This window comes from Rhizobium sp. T1470 (assembly GCF_042140505.1).
Classification (GTDB): Bacteria; Pseudomonadota; Alphaproteobacteria; order Rhizobiales; family Rhizobiaceae; genus Rhizobium; species Rhizobium favelukesii.
Window position 1 is genome coordinate 91,085 of the sequence record NZ_CP148094.1, and the last position, 17,366, is coordinate 108,450.

General features: G+C 60.7%; 11 protein-coding genes and 3 pseudogenes. 5 read left to right on the top strand and 9 right to left on the bottom strand.

Annotated elements, in window-relative coordinates:
* Positions 1 to 602, top strand: a pseudogene (locus WGT02_RS34740) (GTP-binding protein); the annotation flags it as partial.
* 364 nt (positions 603 to 966) lie between these two features.
* Entirely contained in the window at positions 967 to 1,878 is a 912-nt protein-coding gene (locus WGT02_RS34745) for an alpha/beta hydrolase (protein WP_208245408.1), read from the top strand.
* A gap of 3 nt (positions 1,879 to 1,881) precedes the next feature.
* Here the strand turns inward: WGT02_RS34745 and WGT02_RS34750 are convergent, their stop codons facing one another.
* From WGT02_RS34750 to WGT02_RS34780, 7 genes and pseudogenes are all read right to left on the bottom strand, one after another.
* Positions 1,882 to 3,870: a CocE/NonD family hydrolase gene (locus tag WGT02_RS34750; protein WP_208245406.1), complete on the bottom strand. Its 1,989-nt coding sequence runs from the start codon at positions 3,868 to 3,870 to the stop codon at positions 1,882 to 1,884.
* A gap of 59 nt (positions 3,871 to 3,929) precedes the next feature.
* Positions 3,930 to 5,561 carry an ABC transporter ATP-binding protein gene (locus WGT02_RS34755; protein ID WP_208245404.1) on the bottom strand — a complete coding sequence of 544 codons (1,632 nt, stop codon included), beginning with the start codon at positions 5,559 to 5,561 and terminating at the stop codon, positions 3,930 to 3,932.
* Positions 5,554 to 6,381 (bottom strand): ABC transporter permease, encoded by an 828-nt coding sequence (locus tag WGT02_RS34760; protein WP_024317720.1) that lies wholly within the window; start codon positions 6,379 to 6,381, stop codon positions 5,554 to 5,556. The genes WGT02_RS34755 and WGT02_RS34760 overlap by 8 nt, the downstream gene beginning before the upstream one ends.
* Positions 6,378 to 7,385, bottom strand: a complete 1,008-nt coding sequence (locus tag WGT02_RS34765; protein ID WP_024317719.1) for an ABC transporter permease — start codon at positions 7,383 to 7,385, stop codon at positions 6,378 to 6,380. Before WGT02_RS34765 ends, WGT02_RS34760 begins: the two co-directional genes overlap by 4 nt.
* A gap of 93 nt (positions 7,386 to 7,478) precedes the next feature.
* Entirely contained in the window at positions 7,479 to 9,068 is a 1,590-nt protein-coding gene (locus WGT02_RS34770) for an ABC transporter substrate-binding protein (RefSeq protein WP_024317718.1), read from the bottom strand.
* Between the two features lie 663 nt (positions 9,069 to 9,731).
* Positions 9,732 to 11,234, bottom strand: coding sequence for a carnitine 3-dehydrogenase (locus tag WGT02_RS34775; RefSeq protein WP_024317717.1), 1,503 nt, complete (start codon positions 11,232 to 11,234; stop codon positions 9,732 to 9,734).
* Positions 11,235 to 11,241: 7 nt separating this feature from the next.
* Positions 11,242 to 12,131 (bottom strand): annotated as a pseudogene (locus tag WGT02_RS34780) (3-keto-5-aminohexanoate cleavage protein).
* Positions 12,132 to 12,231: 100 nt separating this feature from the next.
* Between WGT02_RS34780 and WGT02_RS34785 the strand changes: the two are divergent.
* The gene (locus WGT02_RS34785; RefSeq protein ID WP_208245401.1) at positions 12,232 to 13,224 is read left to right on the top strand and encodes a GlxA family transcriptional regulator; all 993 of its coding nucleotides are present in this window, start codon (positions 12,232 to 12,234) and stop codon (positions 13,222 to 13,224) included.
* On the opposite strand, the gene WGT02_RS34790 is transcribed toward WGT02_RS34785, so the two are convergent.
* Entirely contained in the window at positions 13,199 to 14,074 is an 876-nt protein-coding gene (locus WGT02_RS34790; protein ID WP_024317714.1) for a LysR substrate-binding domain-containing protein, read from the bottom strand. The two genes, WGT02_RS34785 and WGT02_RS34790, sit on opposite strands and share 26 nt — an antisense overlap.
* Before the next feature lie 104 nt (positions 14,075 to 14,178).
* Here WGT02_RS34790 and WGT02_RS34795 point away from each other — a divergent pair, with 104 nt between their 5' ends.
* Together WGT02_RS34795 and WGT02_RS34800 are read left to right on the top strand one after the other, a co-directional pair.
* Complete coding sequence (locus tag WGT02_RS34795) at positions 14,179 to 15,072, top strand: DMT family transporter (RefSeq protein WP_024317713.1); 894 nt, start codon at positions 14,179 to 14,181, stop codon at positions 15,070 to 15,072.
* An 89-nt stretch (positions 15,073 to 15,161) separates the two neighbouring features.
* Positions 15,162 to 15,487: pseudogene (locus WGT02_RS34800) on the top strand (hypothetical protein); the annotation flags it as partial.
* On the opposite strand, the gene WGT02_RS34805 reads toward WGT02_RS34800, so the two are convergent.
* The gene (locus WGT02_RS34805; protein ID WP_208245399.1) at positions 15,415 to 17,205 is read right to left on the bottom strand and encodes a glycoside hydrolase family 15 protein; all 1,791 of its coding nucleotides are present in this window, start codon (positions 17,203 to 17,205) and stop codon (positions 15,415 to 15,417) included. The pseudogene WGT02_RS34800 and the gene WGT02_RS34805 sit on opposite strands and share 73 nt — an antisense overlap.
* Between the last annotated feature and the right edge of the window lie 161 nt (positions 17,206 to 17,366).

Here is a 17,366-nt window from a genome sequence, read left to right on the forward strand (position 1 = left end):
GGCCTGCAGAGTGACGATCAGGACCGGCGGACGCTCATTGACCTCTTGGTCGACCAGATCGAATTTTGCCGATATTGTCGTGATCGACAAGATCTCGGATCGGACGCGACAGAGGGGATCCGCGCGGAAGTCCGCAAGGTGGAGACGGATTTCGGCAAGGTTCCTCTTGCAACCCTCCTCAATAGCGCTCTCTTCAATGAAGCAAAAGCTGCCGCGCACCCGTTGTGGCACAAAGAACTGTACAACCCGGGCGCCCATGTTCCAGAGACAGAGGAATACGGGGCTCGAGCTTTGTCTATCGCACAAGGCGTCCCTTCGATCCGGTACGGTTTCGCGCATTTCTGGACGGGCCTCGGCCGGGGGTAATCCGTGCCAAGGGCCACTTCTGGCTTGCCAGGCGCCCGCGTCACGTGGGTCTAATGTCGGCTGCCGGGGTGCAACGGCACTGCGAACCCATGGGGCTTTGGTGGGCGGCCGTTCCCCGGCAAGATTGGCTGGGCCATCCGCAGTTTCGTCAGCATCCGTGCTGCGTTGGACGACTGTCTGGCCAGCTCGGATCCGCGGGACTGGTCGCTCTCGAAGATCCGTTTCCAGCCTGGTAGCATGCCGGTGGAGTTGTAATGTTTGCGACACGAATTCTCTGATGCGAGATAGCCGTCCGGCACCCGTCTACCTTGCGGCTTCGCGATAACGCAGAGGCGGTCTCTTCGCAGTTGATCGCGATCGAAGATGTTCATTTGGAATAATGCCGTTGGGAGGTGGGCGAGGGCACTTTCGTCGAGGTTCTCCCGAGTTGGTGGTGGGATTGGTTGCATTCGTCATCGAACTGTTTCGTGATGACGGGGCGGCTCTTCAAGGAACAAGCGAAAGCGGCGATTTGAGTTCACCCGCAGAACCGCGCTTGCGCTCTCATTCCGGCAAACCCTATTGTCATGAACTAGATATTCACACATTACCGGACGCAACATGACGGCCAACCGCCCGACGCCCGAAGAGACGGGTATCCTTGAATTTCTTTCCATCTGTAACAGCGTCTATTCGGACGATGCGGTATCGCAATCGATTGAAGCCCAGCGGGCCCAATATGACGCGCTTTGTGCCCGTTTCAGCCCGCCGATTCCCGCTGGCCTGACTTTCGCTGATAGTCCGATGCGGACTGTGCCGACAAGGCGCTACAGGCCACGGCATGTGACGAGCGAGACCTTGCTGCTCTATCTGCATGGCGGCAGTTTCGTCGTTGGCTCGCTTGAGAGCCACCACGCGATCTGTGCGGAAATCGCTGACTTTGCGGGTGCGGAACTGGTCGCCGTCGACTACCGGCTGGCACCAGAACATTGCTGGCCGGCGCAGACCGACGATGGCTTCGCTGTGCTTTCCGAGCTTGCCTCGAGCGGCCACAGGATCGTTCTCATCGGCGACAGTGCCGGCGGCAATCTCGCAGCGGGGCTTGCCATGCGGGCAAACCAGGCAGGCGTTTCCAACATCGCCGGTCAGGTTCTGATTTATCCGGCGCTGGGCGGTGATCTGACGGCCGGATCCTATGTCGAGATGAGCGAAGCGCCAGGACTGACGACGGCCGATGTGGCCTATTACCGGGGGATTCTGCAGGCACCGCAAGACGATCCGGTAGCAGCACCGCTCAAGTCTGTCTCTGTTGGTGGACTGCCTCCAGCCTTTATCACCGGCGCGGCCTTCGACCCCCTGCGGGATGACTCTCGACAGTATGCCGCTCGGCTGGCGCAAGCCGGTGTCGAAGTCTGGTTCCGCGAGGAACCGCAGATGGTGCACGCCTGGTTGCGCGCGCGCCATATGAGCGACGGCGCGGGTGCAGGTTTCCTCGCTGTCTGCGAGGCGGTGCGCCGTTTTGCAGCGGCGTGACGCTCACATCAGGTCGCGGGGGATGCGCTTCTCCACGAAAGCCTTCTCGAAAATCTGAACGTCGTCTTCATAGGCCGTTACCAGGGCATTGATGACCCAGTCGGTCTTCGTACAAGCGATCTTCGCCGTCGCAATGGTTCGCACGAACCAGCCGGGGCGGCGCATGTCGCAGGTCCAGGTGGTGTTGCCTGTCATCGATAGCGGATCGCCGGGTGAGATCGACCAGACCTCCTCGCGGAGTTGCCGCGTCGAAAGGCGGGTTTCAGGATGCTCGTAGAGGCCGGTATCCTCGTGGATGCGATAGTCCGTGCGATTGGCCGCCTGCCGCGTGGTCGCTGCAGGCGCATGTTCGATATATTTCGGCAGGGGATCGGGGTTGGCCGGTTCGGGAATATCGATTCGCTGATGCTCGCCGAGCATCGGTAGCGCCAGGCCAAGCGAGGCGATATCGATCTCCACGCCACGGTCTTCCGGCGGCGGCAGGATCATCGGCCAGTATGCAGTGGACAGCGACAAGCGGATGCGATGTCCCTTGCGGAAGCGGTAGCCACAGGCATCGAGCACGAGCCGGATCGAGATTTTTTCGCCGGGTGGAAGCGGAGCGGGTTCGGCGTTGCCGTGACGATGGGTGAGATTGATGACGCCGAAGGCGACGCGTGTCGGCGTTCCGTCCGGATGGATATCGACGAGGCGGGCGCAAAGATTGCCCGTGAGGGCTTCCGATCGGAGCGAAATAGTAAGGACCGGGCGGCCGAGATAGTCATGGTCTGCGGCAAGCGGCGTGGTATCGAACGTGAGCGAACCGGCGTCGTCGGCGCGTTGATCGATCGCCATCTCCGCATCGGGCTTCAGCGTGAAATATTCGCCCGATCCGGTGCCAGTATCCAACGGCGAACGCAGATAAGCTATGTGTTCTGGTGCCTGCGGTATCGGCATGCCCTCAGTCAGCTTGCCGAATTGCTCCACATAGAAACATTGCATTTCCGGCGGCTTCGAACCATCCTTGGCGACCCAGAAACCCGGATCGAACTCGCGCCGTGGAACCGGGCGGACGGCGTCAAGAATATAGGCACGGACCTGCGGCAGGTTTTCGATGCCGTTGTCCTCGCCAAGCAGCCACTTGTTCCACCAGGCGATTGCCTCACCGTGAAAGTCGGTCCGCGGCTTCGGCCAGGCGAAATGCGGGTATTTGTGAACCCACGGTCCGATCAGGGCTCTCGCTTTCTCCCCCAGCCCTTCGACGGCCATCAGAGGGGTATTGCGATAGCCGTCCGCCCAGCCGGCGATCACCAGCGCGGGAATCTTGACGTTCGAAAAGTCCTCTGAGATCGAGCCGTGGCGCCAGAACGCGTCTCGGCGCTGATGCGTCAGCCACTCTTCCATGAAGAAAGGTTCGTGCTCCAGCCGCTCCAGCCACATCTCTTTCCAGCGTTCGCCGACCAGAGCCGGGTCGGGCGAACGGGATTGATAGCCAAGCATGGTGGCTGCCCAGGAGAGTTGCGCGGAGAGATGGCAGCCATTCTTATAGTGGATATCGTCATTGTAGCGGTCGACGGTGGAGGCGATCGAGATGACGGCCTTCAGCGCAGGCGGCCGGAGCGCTGCCACCTGCAGGCTGTTGAAGCCGCCCCAGGAAATGCCCATCATGCCGACAGAGCGATTCGACCAGGGCTGGGCGGCAATCCAGGCGATCAGTTCGCAGGCGTTGGCAAGTTCCAGTTCTGTATATTCGCCGTCGATCACGCCATCGGATTCGCCGGAGCCGCGGATATCGACGCGGACGCCGGCAATGCCTGCAGCTGCGAAGACTGGATAGGTGGATTCGTCGCGAAGGCTTGTTCCGTCCCGCTTTCGATAGGGCAGGAATTCAAAGACGGCAGGCACGGGATCGTTCTGCGCACCATCCGGCATCCAGATACGGGCCGCAAGCCGCGTGCCGTCCTTAAGCGTGATCCATTGATTTTCGATGGTGATGAAGCCGCGCGAGGTCATGCCTGTTCCTTGATGCAATTGTCATGACGCGAGGCGGAGCCTGCCCACCTCGCGTTGTCTCAGTTACCGGCGCTTTCCATGCGCCGTGTTGCGAGTACGCGCTCGAGCCAGCCGATCTCCATCTCCGGCACGGACTTGAGCAGCAGGTCGGTATAGTCGTCAAACGGCGGTGACAGCGCCTTGGATTTCGGTCCGAACCGCACCAACTTACCGCGATGCATCACCGCGACGCTATCGGCAATCGCCCTGACGATTGCGAGATCGTGGGTGATGAAGATGTAAGAGAGCTGCTCCTCCTCCTGCAGACGCAGGAAAAGCTTGAGGATACCTTCGGCCACCAGCGGGTCGAGAGCCGAGGTCGGCTCGTCGCAGAGGATGAGCTCGGGCTTTGCCGCCAGCGCCCTTGCGATCGCCACGCGCTGCTTCTGGCCGCCTGAGAGTTCCGCCGGGTAGCGGTCGATGAAACCGTTGCCCATTTCGATCTGGTCCAGCAGTTCCTTCACCCGCGCCGTTTTCTGGGCACCCCTCAGGCCGTAGTAGAAGGTGAGAGGGCGGCCAATAATGTCGCGGATGGTTTGGCGCGGGTTCATAGCCGTGTCGGCCATCTGGAAAATCAGCTGGATACGACGTAGATCGTCGTTCGGCCGGTTTCTTAAGCTCGGCGTCAGCGCCTTGCCGCCAAACACCACACGGCCTTCGTTTGGCGGGAGCAGGCCGGTGATGACCCGGGCGAGCGTCGACTTTCCCGAACCTGACTCTCCGACGACCGCAAGCGTCTGTCCCTTCGGCACATGCAGAGAAACGTCGTGAAGGACCTTGAAGCCATTGGAATATTCGGCGCTGATGTTCTCGACCTTGAGAAGCGCGCCCGACTGATCGGGCGCCTCCTCGCGTGACGCTTGCCTGACATTCACCAGGGCACGCGTGTAGTCCTGTCGCGGTGCCTCGGTGATCTGCTGAACGCTGCCGTATTCTACTGTCTTGCCATGCCGAAGAACCATGATGTCGTCGGAAATCTGGGCGACCACCGCAAGATCATGGGTGATGTAGAGAGCAGCCGTATGCGTTGCCTCGATCGCGTGCTTGATCGCTGCCAGCACATCGATCTGGGTTGTGACGTCGAGCGCCGTCGTCGGTTCGTCGAAAACGATCAGCGACGGATTGGAGCAGAGTGCCATGGCGGTCATGGCGCGCTGAAGCTGTCCACCGGAGACCTGATGCGGGTAGCGGTCGCCGAATGTCTCCGGGCTCGGCAAACCGAGCACCTGGAAGAGGTAGAGCGCGCGCTTGCGGGCCTCCTCCTTGCTCATCAGTCCGTGCTTGACGGAGGCCTCGATCACCTGGTCGCCGAGCTTGTGCGCCGGGTTGAAGGCGGCAGCCGCCGACTGCGCGACGTAGCAGACGCGGACGCCGCGTATCTGCCGGATGCCACCCTTGCCAAGCGTCAGGATGTCGGTGCCATCGAGGAGCACTTCGCCGCCGGTGATCTCGGCCCCGCCGCGGCCGTAAGCGAGGGCGGAGAGGCCGATGGTCGACTTGCCGGCGCCGGACTCGCCGATTAGACCGAGGACCTTGCCCTTCTGCAGGTCGAAGGAGACGCCATCGACGATCGTCACCCGCTTCGGCAGTTCGCCGGGCGGATAGCTGGTCGCTTCGATCTTGAGGTTGCGAACGGAAAGAAGCTCAGGCATCGCCGCGCCCTCCCTTGAGGCTGGATGTTCGTTTCAAAAGCCAGTCGACGACGAGATTGACGCAGACCGCGAGTGCGGCAATCGCCGAACCCGGCACCAGCGCCGCCGAGATGCCGAAGATGATCCCGTCCTTGTTGTCCTTCACCATGCCGCCCCAGTCGGCCGCCGGCGGCTGGATGCCGAGGCCGAGGAAGGACAGGGTAGAGAGGAACAAGATGGAGAAGGCAAAACGCAAGCCGAACTCGGCCAGCAATGGCGAGAGCGTATTTGGCAGGATCTCGCGGAAGATGATCCAGACCTTGCCTTCACCGCGCAGCTTGGCCGCCTCGACGAATTCCATGACTGCAACGTCGAGCGCCACGGCGCGGCCGAGGCGATAGACGCGGGTGGAATCGAGGATCGCCATGACGAGGATCAGGATGATGATGTTCTGCGGCAGGACCGCAAGAACGACCAGCGCGAAGATCAGCGTCGGGATCGACATCATCAGATCGTTAAAGCGGGAGAAGACCATATCGATGATGCCGCGCGAGACGGCGGCCGTGAAGCTGAGTAGAATGCCCAGCGAGAACGATATAAGCGTCGCGCCGAGCGCCACGAAGAGCGTCGTGCGGGCACCATAGATCAGCCGCGAAAGGATATCGCGGCCGAGGTTGTCGAGGCCGAAGAAATACTGATTGTCCGGTATCTGCCAGACATTGCCGACGACTTCGGTTTCGCCGTAGGGCGCAAGCCAAGGGGCAAAGATTGCGAAGATGAAGGCGATCGCGATGCCGATGATGCCCAACCAGGCAGTGATGGGGATATCTCTCAATCTCATCGCGGGTGCCTCAGTCTTGGATTGGCAACGATGGCCAGGATGTCGGCGATCATGTTCAGGAAGATGTAGACGGCGGCAAAGATCAGGCCGCAAGCCTGCACCACCGGCATGTCGCGCACCGTCACGGCATCCACCATGTATTGGCCCATGCCTGGATAGACGAAGACCACCTCGACGACGACGACACCGACGACGAGATAGGCGAGATTGAGCGCCACGACGTTGATGATCGGGGCGAGCGCGTTGGGTGCTGCATGCTTGACGATCGAGCGGAAGGCGCCGAGGCCCTTGAGCTCGGCCGTTTCCATATAGGCCGACGACATCACCGAGAGGATCGCTGCACGGGTCATGCGCATCATGTGGGCCAGAACGACAAGCACCAGCGTTGCCGTCGGTAGAGCGATCGCGTTGAGCCGCTCGGCAAAGCCCATGCTGCTATAGACCGTTGCCGGAAAGGTCGCGACACCGAGTTTCACGGCAAAGACGAGGATGAGCAGGTAGCCGACGAAGAACTCGGGCAGGGAGATCGCTGCGAGCGAGATCACGTTGATGATCTTATCGGGCATGCGGTTCCTGAAATGCACCGACAGCATACCGAGGGCAATTGCCAGCGGGACCGAGATCAGCGCCGCGAAGCCGGCCAGAAAGAGCGAGTTTCCGAGACGTTTGCCGATCTGTTCGCTGACAGAATTCTTGCTCGCCCATGACGTTCCGAAATCGCCCTGGACGGCATTGCCGAGCCACTCTAAGTAGCGCGTCGTCACCGGCCTATTGAGGCCGAGATCCTCGCGGATATTGGCAACCGCCTGCGGCGTGGCCGACTGGCCGAGATAGGTCGTGGCAAAATCGCCCGGCAGGGCTTCGAGCCCGCCAAAGATCAGGATGGACACCGCAAAAAGCAGGACGAGCGAGAGCACGAAGCGCTCGATGATGAGGGCAAGCAGCGGAAAACGCTTTCTGAATCTCAGACCCGGCAATGGGGTGCCGGTCGATGGATTGGACATGGCGAAGCCTCGCGCTGAAACGTCAGGGGGACCGCAAGGCTTCATCTTGCGGTCCTGGTCCAGTCTGAGATGGCGGGGAGGTCCCCAACACCGTCAGGCATCAAGCCAGACGCGGGTCGCGACGTAGCCGTTCGACATGTCGTTGCCGATATCGTGGACATAGCCCTTCACCTGTTTGGTGCAGGCATTCACGAAGTCGTTGAACATCGGCAGGATGAGGCCGCCCTCGTCGCGCACCATCATCGCCATGGTCCGGTAGATGTCCTTGCGCTTAGTTTCGTCGAGTTCCGAGCGCGCTTCGAGCAGCAGCTTGTCGAAATCCGGACGCTTGAAGCGCGTGTCGTTCCAGTCGGCCGTCGAGAGATAGGCCGTGGAATACATCTGATCCTGCGTCGGACGCCCGCCCCAATAAGAGGTCGAGAAAGGCTGGACATTCCAGACATTGGACCAGTAGCCGTCGCCCGGCTCGCGCTTGACCTCGATCTCGATGCCGGCCTTCTTGCAGCTTTCCTGATAGAGAACCGCCGCATCGACGCCACCGGGGAAGGCGACTTCGGACGTACGCAGCAGCACAGAACCGCTATGGCCGGACTTCTTGTAATGGAAGGCGGCCTTGTCCGGATCGTAGTTGCGCTGCTCGATCCCTTCCGGGAAGAGCGCGTAGGTGTTGTTGATTGGGAAGTCGTTGCCGACCTTGCCGTAGCCGCCGAGGATCTTCTTGACCATCGTTTCGCGGTCCATGGCGTATTTCAGCGCGAGGCGAAGGTCGTTGTTGTCGAACGGCGCCTTGTCGCAATGCATGATGAAGACGTAGTGGCCGCGGCCAGAGGTCGAAAGGATTTCGACTGTCGGAGCGCGCTTGAGGAGATTGACGGTCTTCGGATCGACACGGTTGATGTAGTGAACCTGGCCGGAAGACAGCGCCGCGATTCGGGCCGTAGCGTCGTTCATGCCGATGATTTCGATCGAGTCGACGTAACCGCGGTCAGAACGCCAGTCGTCGGCATTCTTCTCGAAGGTTGCGCGTACACCGGCTTCGAAGCTTGTCAGCTTGTAGGGGCCGGTACCGATGGAGGCGAGGGGATCGTCATTGCCGCCGTTCGGCTGGATCACCAGGTGGTAGTCGGTGAGCAGCAGCGGCATGTCCGCATTGCCCTCGGTGAGCGTCAGCACGAGGTTGTCGCCGTCTGCCTTGATATCTTTGATCGACCCGAGAACCCCGAGCGCACCGGATTCCGACTTTTTGTCGGTGTGGCGCTTCAAGGTTGCGACCACGTCGTTGATGGTCAGTTCCTTGCCATCGTGGAACTTCACACCCTTACGGATCTTGAAGGTCCAGGTCGCAGCGTCCTTAGACGGCTCCCAGGATTCGGCGAGCGCCGGGACGGCGGCACCAGTCAGCGGATCGGATTCGACCAGCATGTCCCCCCAGCAACGGCCGACACAGAACATGAATTGCGACAGGAATTTTGCCGGGTCCTTGGAGTCGGTGGCAGCACCGCCTTCCAGGCCGAGCTTCAGATGACCACCGCGCTTGGGTTCGGCAGCCTCGGCACTTTCGGCGAAGAGTTTGTCGGCGACGGCGAGCGTCAGGCCCGCGGCCATCGCACGTCCCAGGAATTCGCGGCGGTTCAGGTCGCCTGCCGTCACGCGGCTTGCAAGATATTTCGTGTAGTCGTTCATTCCCCTGTTCCTTCTCGTTTCAATTGAAGAATAGGCAAGTGGACCGCAGAACCGGTTTCCTCTTCCGGTGCCAGGTCCGCGTTAATTCGGGAAAACGTCGCGGTTGCCGCCGCCTCTATCTTCCTTTCTCGATATGACGATGGTGCGTGAGCATTGGCCCGCTCTTTGCGGCGGGACGATTGGGAGCGCCGGCTGTTTTTATTGCCTGGCTGTTTTCAAGAAGGTAGAACGCGCGCACGGCGGCGGCCTTCAGAAGGTGCGGGCGAGAGTTTTCGCCAAGCCTCCGAAGGCATGCCGAGACCAGCTCTAAATTTGACCGGCGGAGTGAGGTCAACCCATGTGCGTTCAACCTAGGCTACCTCCGCGTTTTGATCGCATAGCCGGCATCGGCTTCACGAACTTCGAAAATGGATGAATTAGTGGCCAATTTCCGCCGTCGCGGGGCCGGTGAAGCGACATCATCTACGTCGTATGCGACATATGGGTCGTCCTGCCGCAAACCGTGCGGCGTGGTAGGAATGGGCGGCTTGCCTACATCGCCGTGGCTGGAATGAATGGATGGTCTGCTTTCGATGGCTGGATGGATTGCTCCGCATCCCAGCCGCCGACGGCGCGCCGGTTCTCTGGAAGCCCTCGGCTGAGGTCGAGCAATTCTTGAGCCCATCATGCCGTCTCAACCCGCGGTTTTTGCCCAACATGGCGCCCGGCACCGTCCGGCAATGGCAGCGACGCGTGAGCTTCTATGATCGCCCGGGCCTTGGCCAAAACATCAGGTGCAGCTGGGCTCGATTTTCCCGCTTTCGAATCCACATGAAGCAGCATCTGCTCGGCGGTCGCGAGCGTCTCGCCGCTTATGGCGTCAGACATCGTGTGGAAGATATGAAGCCGTTTGTCATCGACTGACAGCAGCTGACAAGCTGAAGAAATCGCCTGCCCAAGCTTGGCTTCGCCCAGATGGCGGATATGGGTTTCGACGGTGTAATAGCTGTGCCCCGCCTCGACATAAGCGAGATCGGCACCGATCAGCCGCAACAGGGCGTCCGTCGTGTCGCCGAAGACCTGCAAGTATCGATGCTCGGTCATGTGGCCGTTATAGTCGACCCAGGCCGGGCTGACCCTGGCTTCCACGAGCTTCAGCGGTACCGCATGATCGGCGGGTGCGGTTTGCTTGGCGCCGGCCCAAAGCGAGTGTTCGAAATCCTTGAGCAGCTCGCCTGCGCCCCAGCCCTGGCCGCCATTGCCGGCTTTAAGAGCCTGAAGGATGCCGGCCAGGTTTTCGTCGCGGATGCGCTCGAGATCGCGGATGGAAAGGCCGTCGGCCTGTTCGTCGGATTGCTGGCCAATCTTTTCGACTAGCGCATCGTCAAGATCGACGACGTCGGTGAGCTTCGTCCAGGGCCAGGCGAGACAGGGGCCGAACTGTGCCAGAAAATGGCGCATTCCCGCTTCGCCGCCAGCGATGCGATAGGTCTGGAACAACCCCATCTGCGCCCAGCGCAGGCCGAAGGAATAGCGGATCACGTCGTCCAGCGTTTCGACGGAGCAGATGTCGTCATGGATCAGCCACAACGCCTCGCGCCAAAGAGCCTCCAGCAGGCGATCGCCGACGAAGGCCTCGATTTCCTTGGTGATGTGCACGCCCTTCATGCCGATCGGCGGCAGTTTCTCGATCGCTGCCTTGATGGTCGCGTGGCTGGTCTTTTCGCCACCAACGATCTCGACGAGCGGCAGGAGATAGACGGGGTTATAGGGATGCGCCACGAACAGGCGTTCCGGAAACTGCATGTCGCGCTGCAGGTCGCTCGGAAGCAGGCCCGACGTGGAGGAACCGATCAGCGCGTCCGGGCGGCAAGCCGCATCGATCTCCATCAACACGTTGCGTTTGAGATCCAGCCTTTCCGGCACGCTCTCCTGGATCCAGTCGGCATCGACGACCGCTTCTTCAAGAGTTTTGCAAAAAGTGAGCTTGCCGCGCGGCGGCAAAGGCGCTCCGGTCAGCATGGCGTAGGCACGCTCGGCATTGGCGATGACTTCGCCGACGATGCGGCCCGCCTCCGGATGCGGGTCGAAGACGTCGACATCTATGCCTGCAAGCAGAAAGCGGGCGATCCATCCGCCACCGATGACGCCGCCACCAACACAAGCTGCCTTGTTGATCTTGATCATGCGGCCCTCAGCGCTTCGTCAGCTTCAGTTTCTTGCGCACGTCTTCCGGTCCAATGATGCGCGCGCCCATGCCTTCGATCACCTGCACAGCCTTTTCGACCAGCCTTGTGTTCGTCGCGAGCATGCCCTTTCCGGCATAGAGATTGTCTTCAAGGCCGACGCGGACGTTGCCACCGGCAAGCACCGCCGCAGCCGGGTAAGCCACCGCGTTGCGGCCGATCGAGAAGGCGGAGAAGGTCCAGCTGCTGGGAACATTGTTCACCATCGCCATGAAAGTATTCAGGTCATCAGGTGCCCCCACGGAATGCCCATGCAGAGCTGGATCAGCACCGGGTCCTCGATCAGGCCCTCTTCTGCAAGTTGTTTGGCAAACCACAGATGACCCGTATCGAAGGCCTCGATTTCCGGACGTACGCCAAGATCCGTCATCTTCTTCGCCATCGCCCGGAGCATCGCCGGCGTGTTGGTCATGACGTAGTCGCCGAGGCTGAAGTTCATCGTGCCGCAATCCAGCGTGCAGATTTCCGGCAGGCACTCGACGATGTGGGAAACGCGCTCCGTCGCACCTGCCATGTCGGTGCCTTGCGGATTGAGCGGTAGCGGCCGTTCGATATCACCGAAGATCAGATCACCGCCCATACCGGCGGTCAGGTTCAACACGACGTCGATATCGGCAGAGCGAATACGCTCAGTAACTTCCTTGTAGAGGTCGTTGCGGCGGCTCGCGGCACCCGTTTCCGGATCGCGGACGTGACAGTGGACAACTGCCGCCCCAGCCTTGGCGGCGTCGATCGCGGAATCTGCGATCTGCTTGGGAGTGATGGGAACGTGGCTGGATTTCGAAACAGTATCGCCGGCACCGGTGATGAAGACATCGCGGTTCATCGCAAGAGGCATTTTGTTCTCCCTCGTGTTAGGCCATTACGGGGGAAGATGGCTCATCATGCTTTGCATTAACGGAAGCATTTGATACTTTATCGGAAGTGATGGAGGCCTAATGCTGACGCGATCCAACGATCGGCTGGATGTCGATCTTCTTGTCATGCCGGAGACGAACCTCATTCTGCTCGCGTCGGTCATCGAGCCCATGCGCGGTGCCAACCGGATTTCCGGCAGCGAGCTTTACAGATGGCGGCTTTTGACGCCCGATGGCTCGCATGTGCTGACCACCAGCGGCATTCCCGTGCCCGCCGCCGGTGGTTTTGGGATGGAACAGGAAGAGACACCGCTCTTCGTGCTTGCAAGCTATAATTGGCGCCGCAGCTCGACGCCGGCGTTGAAGATGCGCCTTTCTCGGGCAGCGCGTTACCGAAGCATAATCGCGGGCATCGAATCCGGAACATGGCTGCTTGCCGAAGCCAGCCTTCTCGATAGGCTATCGGCGACCATTCACTGGGAAGATTTCGACGACTTCTCCCTTGCCTATCCGCACGTGCGGGCGGTCAAGGACCGTTTCGTCATCACAAGCAAGCGCATCACCACGGCGGGTTCGCTCCCGACCGTTGACCTGATGCTGGAGATCATAAGGCAAAGGCAGGGATACACGCTGGCGCTTGAGGTTAGCCGGCTCTTCAGCTACGAGCAGGACTCCGTCCATAGCGAGACCCAGCTTTCACCTTCGGGGACCGGTCTGCACATGCGCGATCCGCGCGTGGTCCAGGCAGTACGGCTGATGGAGGAAAATATCGAGCAGCCCATCGTGCTGACGCGGCTGGCCCGCAGGGTGGGCATCAGTGCGCGCCACCTGCAGGGCCTCTTCCAGCAGAGCACCGGCGCCCCGCCGCACGTCCACTATCTGGCACTGCGGCTGAACGCAGCGCGGCGAAAGGTGATCGAAACCAAGGCGCCTTTCGCCGATATCGCGGCCGCGACCGGCTTCAATTCGGCTTCAGCATTTACGAGAAGCTATCGCGCCAGTTTCTCTGAAAGCCCCTCCGACACAAGGCGTCGCCTCCGGAGGCCGGTCACAGCATCGGAGGCACAGCCATAGGCTGAAATGCGTCCCGTACCATATCGGCGAGTTCGCGCACGGCTTCGCTGGAATGATAAGGATTTCGGCGCAGCACCACCCTGGATGCATCGACCGGCGGAAATCCTTCCTCTGCAGTCAGTTCGCGGCAGCCCGAAGGGATGTTGCTGCGCGAGAGCGTGGTGACGGCAAGGCCCGCGGAGGCTGCGTTCTTAAGCCCGGAACTGGTATCGGCAACGAAGGCGACACGGTACTTCCGCCCCTGCAATTCCAGTGATCGGAAGGCGAAATCCCGCGCCCAGGTGGAATTGCGGTAGACGGCGATCGGCAGCGGCTCGAGGTCGTGGAGCCGATGAACCTGGGACGTGACCCACACTGTCGGATCGATACAGAGGATTTCGCCCGCCGCCTGATTGCTCCAGTCGAAGACGACGGCGAGATCCAACTCGTCGCGCTCCAGGGCCGCGAGATTGCGCGCCGTATAATCGCAGGAGACCGTAACCTCCACGGCTGGATGGCGGACGGCGAAGGCGGCAAGTGCGGCAGGCAGCACGGTCTGGCTGTATTCCTCGGGTATCCCGATGCGCACCGGGCCATCGAGCGGTTTGGTCCGTATGGTCGCGGCCGCTTCATCCAGCAGGTCAATCACACGGCGCGCATAGGGAAGCAGTTGCAGGCCGAGGCGTGTTGGAATTACCCCCCGCGCGCCGCGCTCGAAAAGGGTCTCCCCGATCGTTTCCTCAAGCTTCTTGATCTGCGCGCTGACAGCCGATTGTGTCCGGCCGATGGCCTGTGCAGCGGCAGAGAAATTTGATGTCTCGACGACAACGAGAAATGTACGCAGCAGATCGCTTTCGATGGGTTGACGCATGCGAGCCACAAAAAAATCCGATGGCAGCTATCTCAACTATTCGTTTGTCTGATGTCAAGAACAGGCGCAAACAGAGGCATCAGACCTCTGGTTCGGGAAAACCAATGTCATTCCAAACAGGCACCCGCCCGCTCGGCTTCAGCGAGCATGAGAAGGGCGTGATCCTTGTCGTCGCCGCGACGCTCGCTTGGAGCGCGAGCGGCGTCTACTCCCGCCTGCTGACGACCGATGCCTGGACGGCGATCGCGTGGCGGTCGTTGTTCGGGGGACTGTTCCTTCTCATTCCGAGCTTCTTCCTCGAGGGCGGAATGTCGAAGCGACAGTGGCGCTCCGTCGTGCACCCGTCGGGTCTCGCGATGATTGCCTGTCAAACCGTCAGCCAGGCATGTTTCATCGGCGCGCTTTACACAACGAGCGTGGCGAATGTCGCGGTCATTTACGCGACAGCTCCGTTCATCGCGGCCCTTCTCGGCTGGCTCTTGCTGGCGGAGCGCGCCGCAAGGCGCACGATGGCGGCAGGCGGCGTGTGCCTGCTTGGCGTGATCATCATCGTCGCCTCATCGATCGGAGGCGGTGCTGGCCTTGGCGATCTGCTGGCGCTGGGCATGACGGCCTCTTTTGCAATGATCATCGTCATCCCTAGGATCAGTCCAGGAGTGCCGAGCCTCCCTCCCACCATCGTCAGTGCTTTTCTGACTCTCACGATCTTTGCACCCTTCGGCTCGGTCGGCTCCCTCGATCTCCACAACTGGATCGTACTCGCTGCCTTTGGCGCAACCAATTTCTCCATCGCTCTCGTACTCTTCCTCGCCGGCGCAAGACGCATGCCTCCCGCGAAAGCTGCGCTTATCGGAACGTTGGAGATCGTCCTCACTCCGATGTGGGTTTGGCTCTTCTTCGCGGAACGTCCGCCTGCAGCGACTTTTGCCGGTGGCACACTTATCTTGGCCGCTGTGGTTTGGCATACTCTGGTGGAAGCTAGACATGGTGCGCATTAGATTCAAACATCCTAAACTAGACCCCGAAGTTTTCTCCGACCGATGAGCACACTGACCTTGCAGCGAGCGTAGATGACGCATTCTGAGGAGGCGTCGTCGTTCCCCTCATCGCGCAGCAACTGTTCGATCTGTCCGGCAACTTCTCCGGTCTGACCGACCGCGATCTGGAATTCAAGCTGCCGAATGGCAGGGAGACGAGTTCGCGCATGGAGGTGGTCCGGATCCGCGTGATCGGCCGAAGCTATCTCCGGTGCAACCTCGGGACATGTTCGTCCCGGCTCTTCACATCGATACCTTGAAAGTCCGGTCCAGAATTTCCACTGAATGCGACTTGGCGACCCTTCATTCAGCCCGCTGTTCCGCCGGTCCCTCCGCTCGGGAGAGATTGAGCGCACTGTTGATCAGTCCGACATGACTGAAGGCTTGAGGGAAGTTTCCAACCATCCGCTCGGCGTGAGGATCGTACTCCTCCGCCAGGAGGCCGACGTCGTTGCAAAGTGACAGCAACCTTTCGAAGAGGCGCTGAGCGTCGTCCCTTCGGCCGATCAAGACAAGCGCGTCGGCCAGCCAAAAGCTGCATGCAAGGAATGCACCTTCCCCAGGTGGCAGTCCGTCGTCCACTTCACGAGTCTCGTACCGGAGCACGAGGCCGTCGCGCAGGAGCTTGTGTTGGATGGCCTCGACGGTGGCGATGTAGCGCGGGTCCTCGGGAGGAAGGAATCCGACCATACCAATGTGCAGCAGGCTGGCGTCGAGAGCCTTGGAGCCATAGGCCTGAACGAAGCAGCCAAGCTCGGCGTCGAATGCCTTTCGGCAGACCTCTTCGTGAATTTGATCGGCCACCGCTTGCCAATGCAAGGTAGCCTCTGGATTGGCTTCCTCTCGCGCAGTCGTCGCCGCACGGTCGAAGGCCACCCATGCCATGACCTTCGAATATGTGAAATGCTGGCGTTGACCGCGCACCTCCCAAATCCCTTCGTCCGGTTCTGTCCATATCTTCTCCAGAAAGGGAAGAATTGCGGCTGCGAGCTCGCGCCCGCGGCGGTGAGGCGGCAGTCCTCCCTTGCGCGCTTGCAGCATCGCGTCGGCGACTTCGCCATAGACGTCGAGCTGAACCTGTTCTGAGGCTGCGTTGCCGATCCGGACCGGGCGAGATCCTTCGTAACCCGGAAGCCAAGGGACCTCCCATTCGAGCAGGTTCCGTTCGCCCGCGACACCGTACATGATCTGCATCTGCGCAGGGGCGCCCGCGACAGCTCGCAAAAGCCAATCGCGCCATGCGCCGGCTTCCTCGTAGTAGCCGAGCTTCATGAGCGCGAGAAGCGTCAGCGTGGCGTCACGAAGCCAGCAATATCTGTAGTCCCAGTTGCGCGGTCCGCCGAGTTGTTCGGGGAGTGAGGTTGTCGCAGCGGCAACAATGCCGCCTGTGGGCATGTATGTCAGCGCCTTCAGCGTAATCAGAGATCGTTTGACCTGCGCCGTCCATCCGCCCACCTGCGGGCAGTTCTTCGCGAATGATCTCCAATAGGATTCGGTGTCCTGTAAGGCAGTATCGATGGACTTCGCGGCTGGCCGAGCCAAGTGCGATGGGTTCCATGTCAGCGTAAATGACTGCTGTTGCCCAGCGGAGACGGAAAACGTGCCCACGGTTCGCATCTCGTCCCCGTGCAGAGGAACAGACGACGTCAGGGTCAGCCTGTCAGGTCCGGCAATCGCTGTGATAGTGCCGTCCTCGCTGCTGGTTACCCATGGCACGGTTCGGCCGTAGTCGAAGCGAAGGACGAATTCCAGGTCGAACGTCACGGTGCCGCTCTTACCCTCGACGAGACGCATCAGATCGCTTGTACTATCGCGCAAGGGCATGAAGTCGCAAACCACCGCGGTACCGGTTTCGGTCTTGAACTCCGTCTCGAGAACGAGCGTGTCCTCCCTATAATGGCGTTTCACCACATGGTTCTCGCTCGCAGGTCTGATCGACCAGTGACCATGGCCTTCGTTGCCAAGGAGGGCGGCGAAGCAGGCAGGAGAGTCGAAGCGCGGAAAGCAAAGCCAGTCGATCGATCCATCCTTCGACACAAGCGCGGCGGTCTCGCAATCCCCTATGAGCGCGTAGTCCTCAATGCGACCCGGCAAGTCGACCTCCTTTGCTCGTCGGTCTTGTCTAAGTAGAGACTGAGAAGATGGGTCATGCGTTTCGGATGACCAGAGGATGGTTAAAATGGGCGGATGACTGCGTCTCGTCGAGCGACCGCTTTGGGCGGCTGATAGCGGAAGGCGGCCTTGGCCGGATTGCG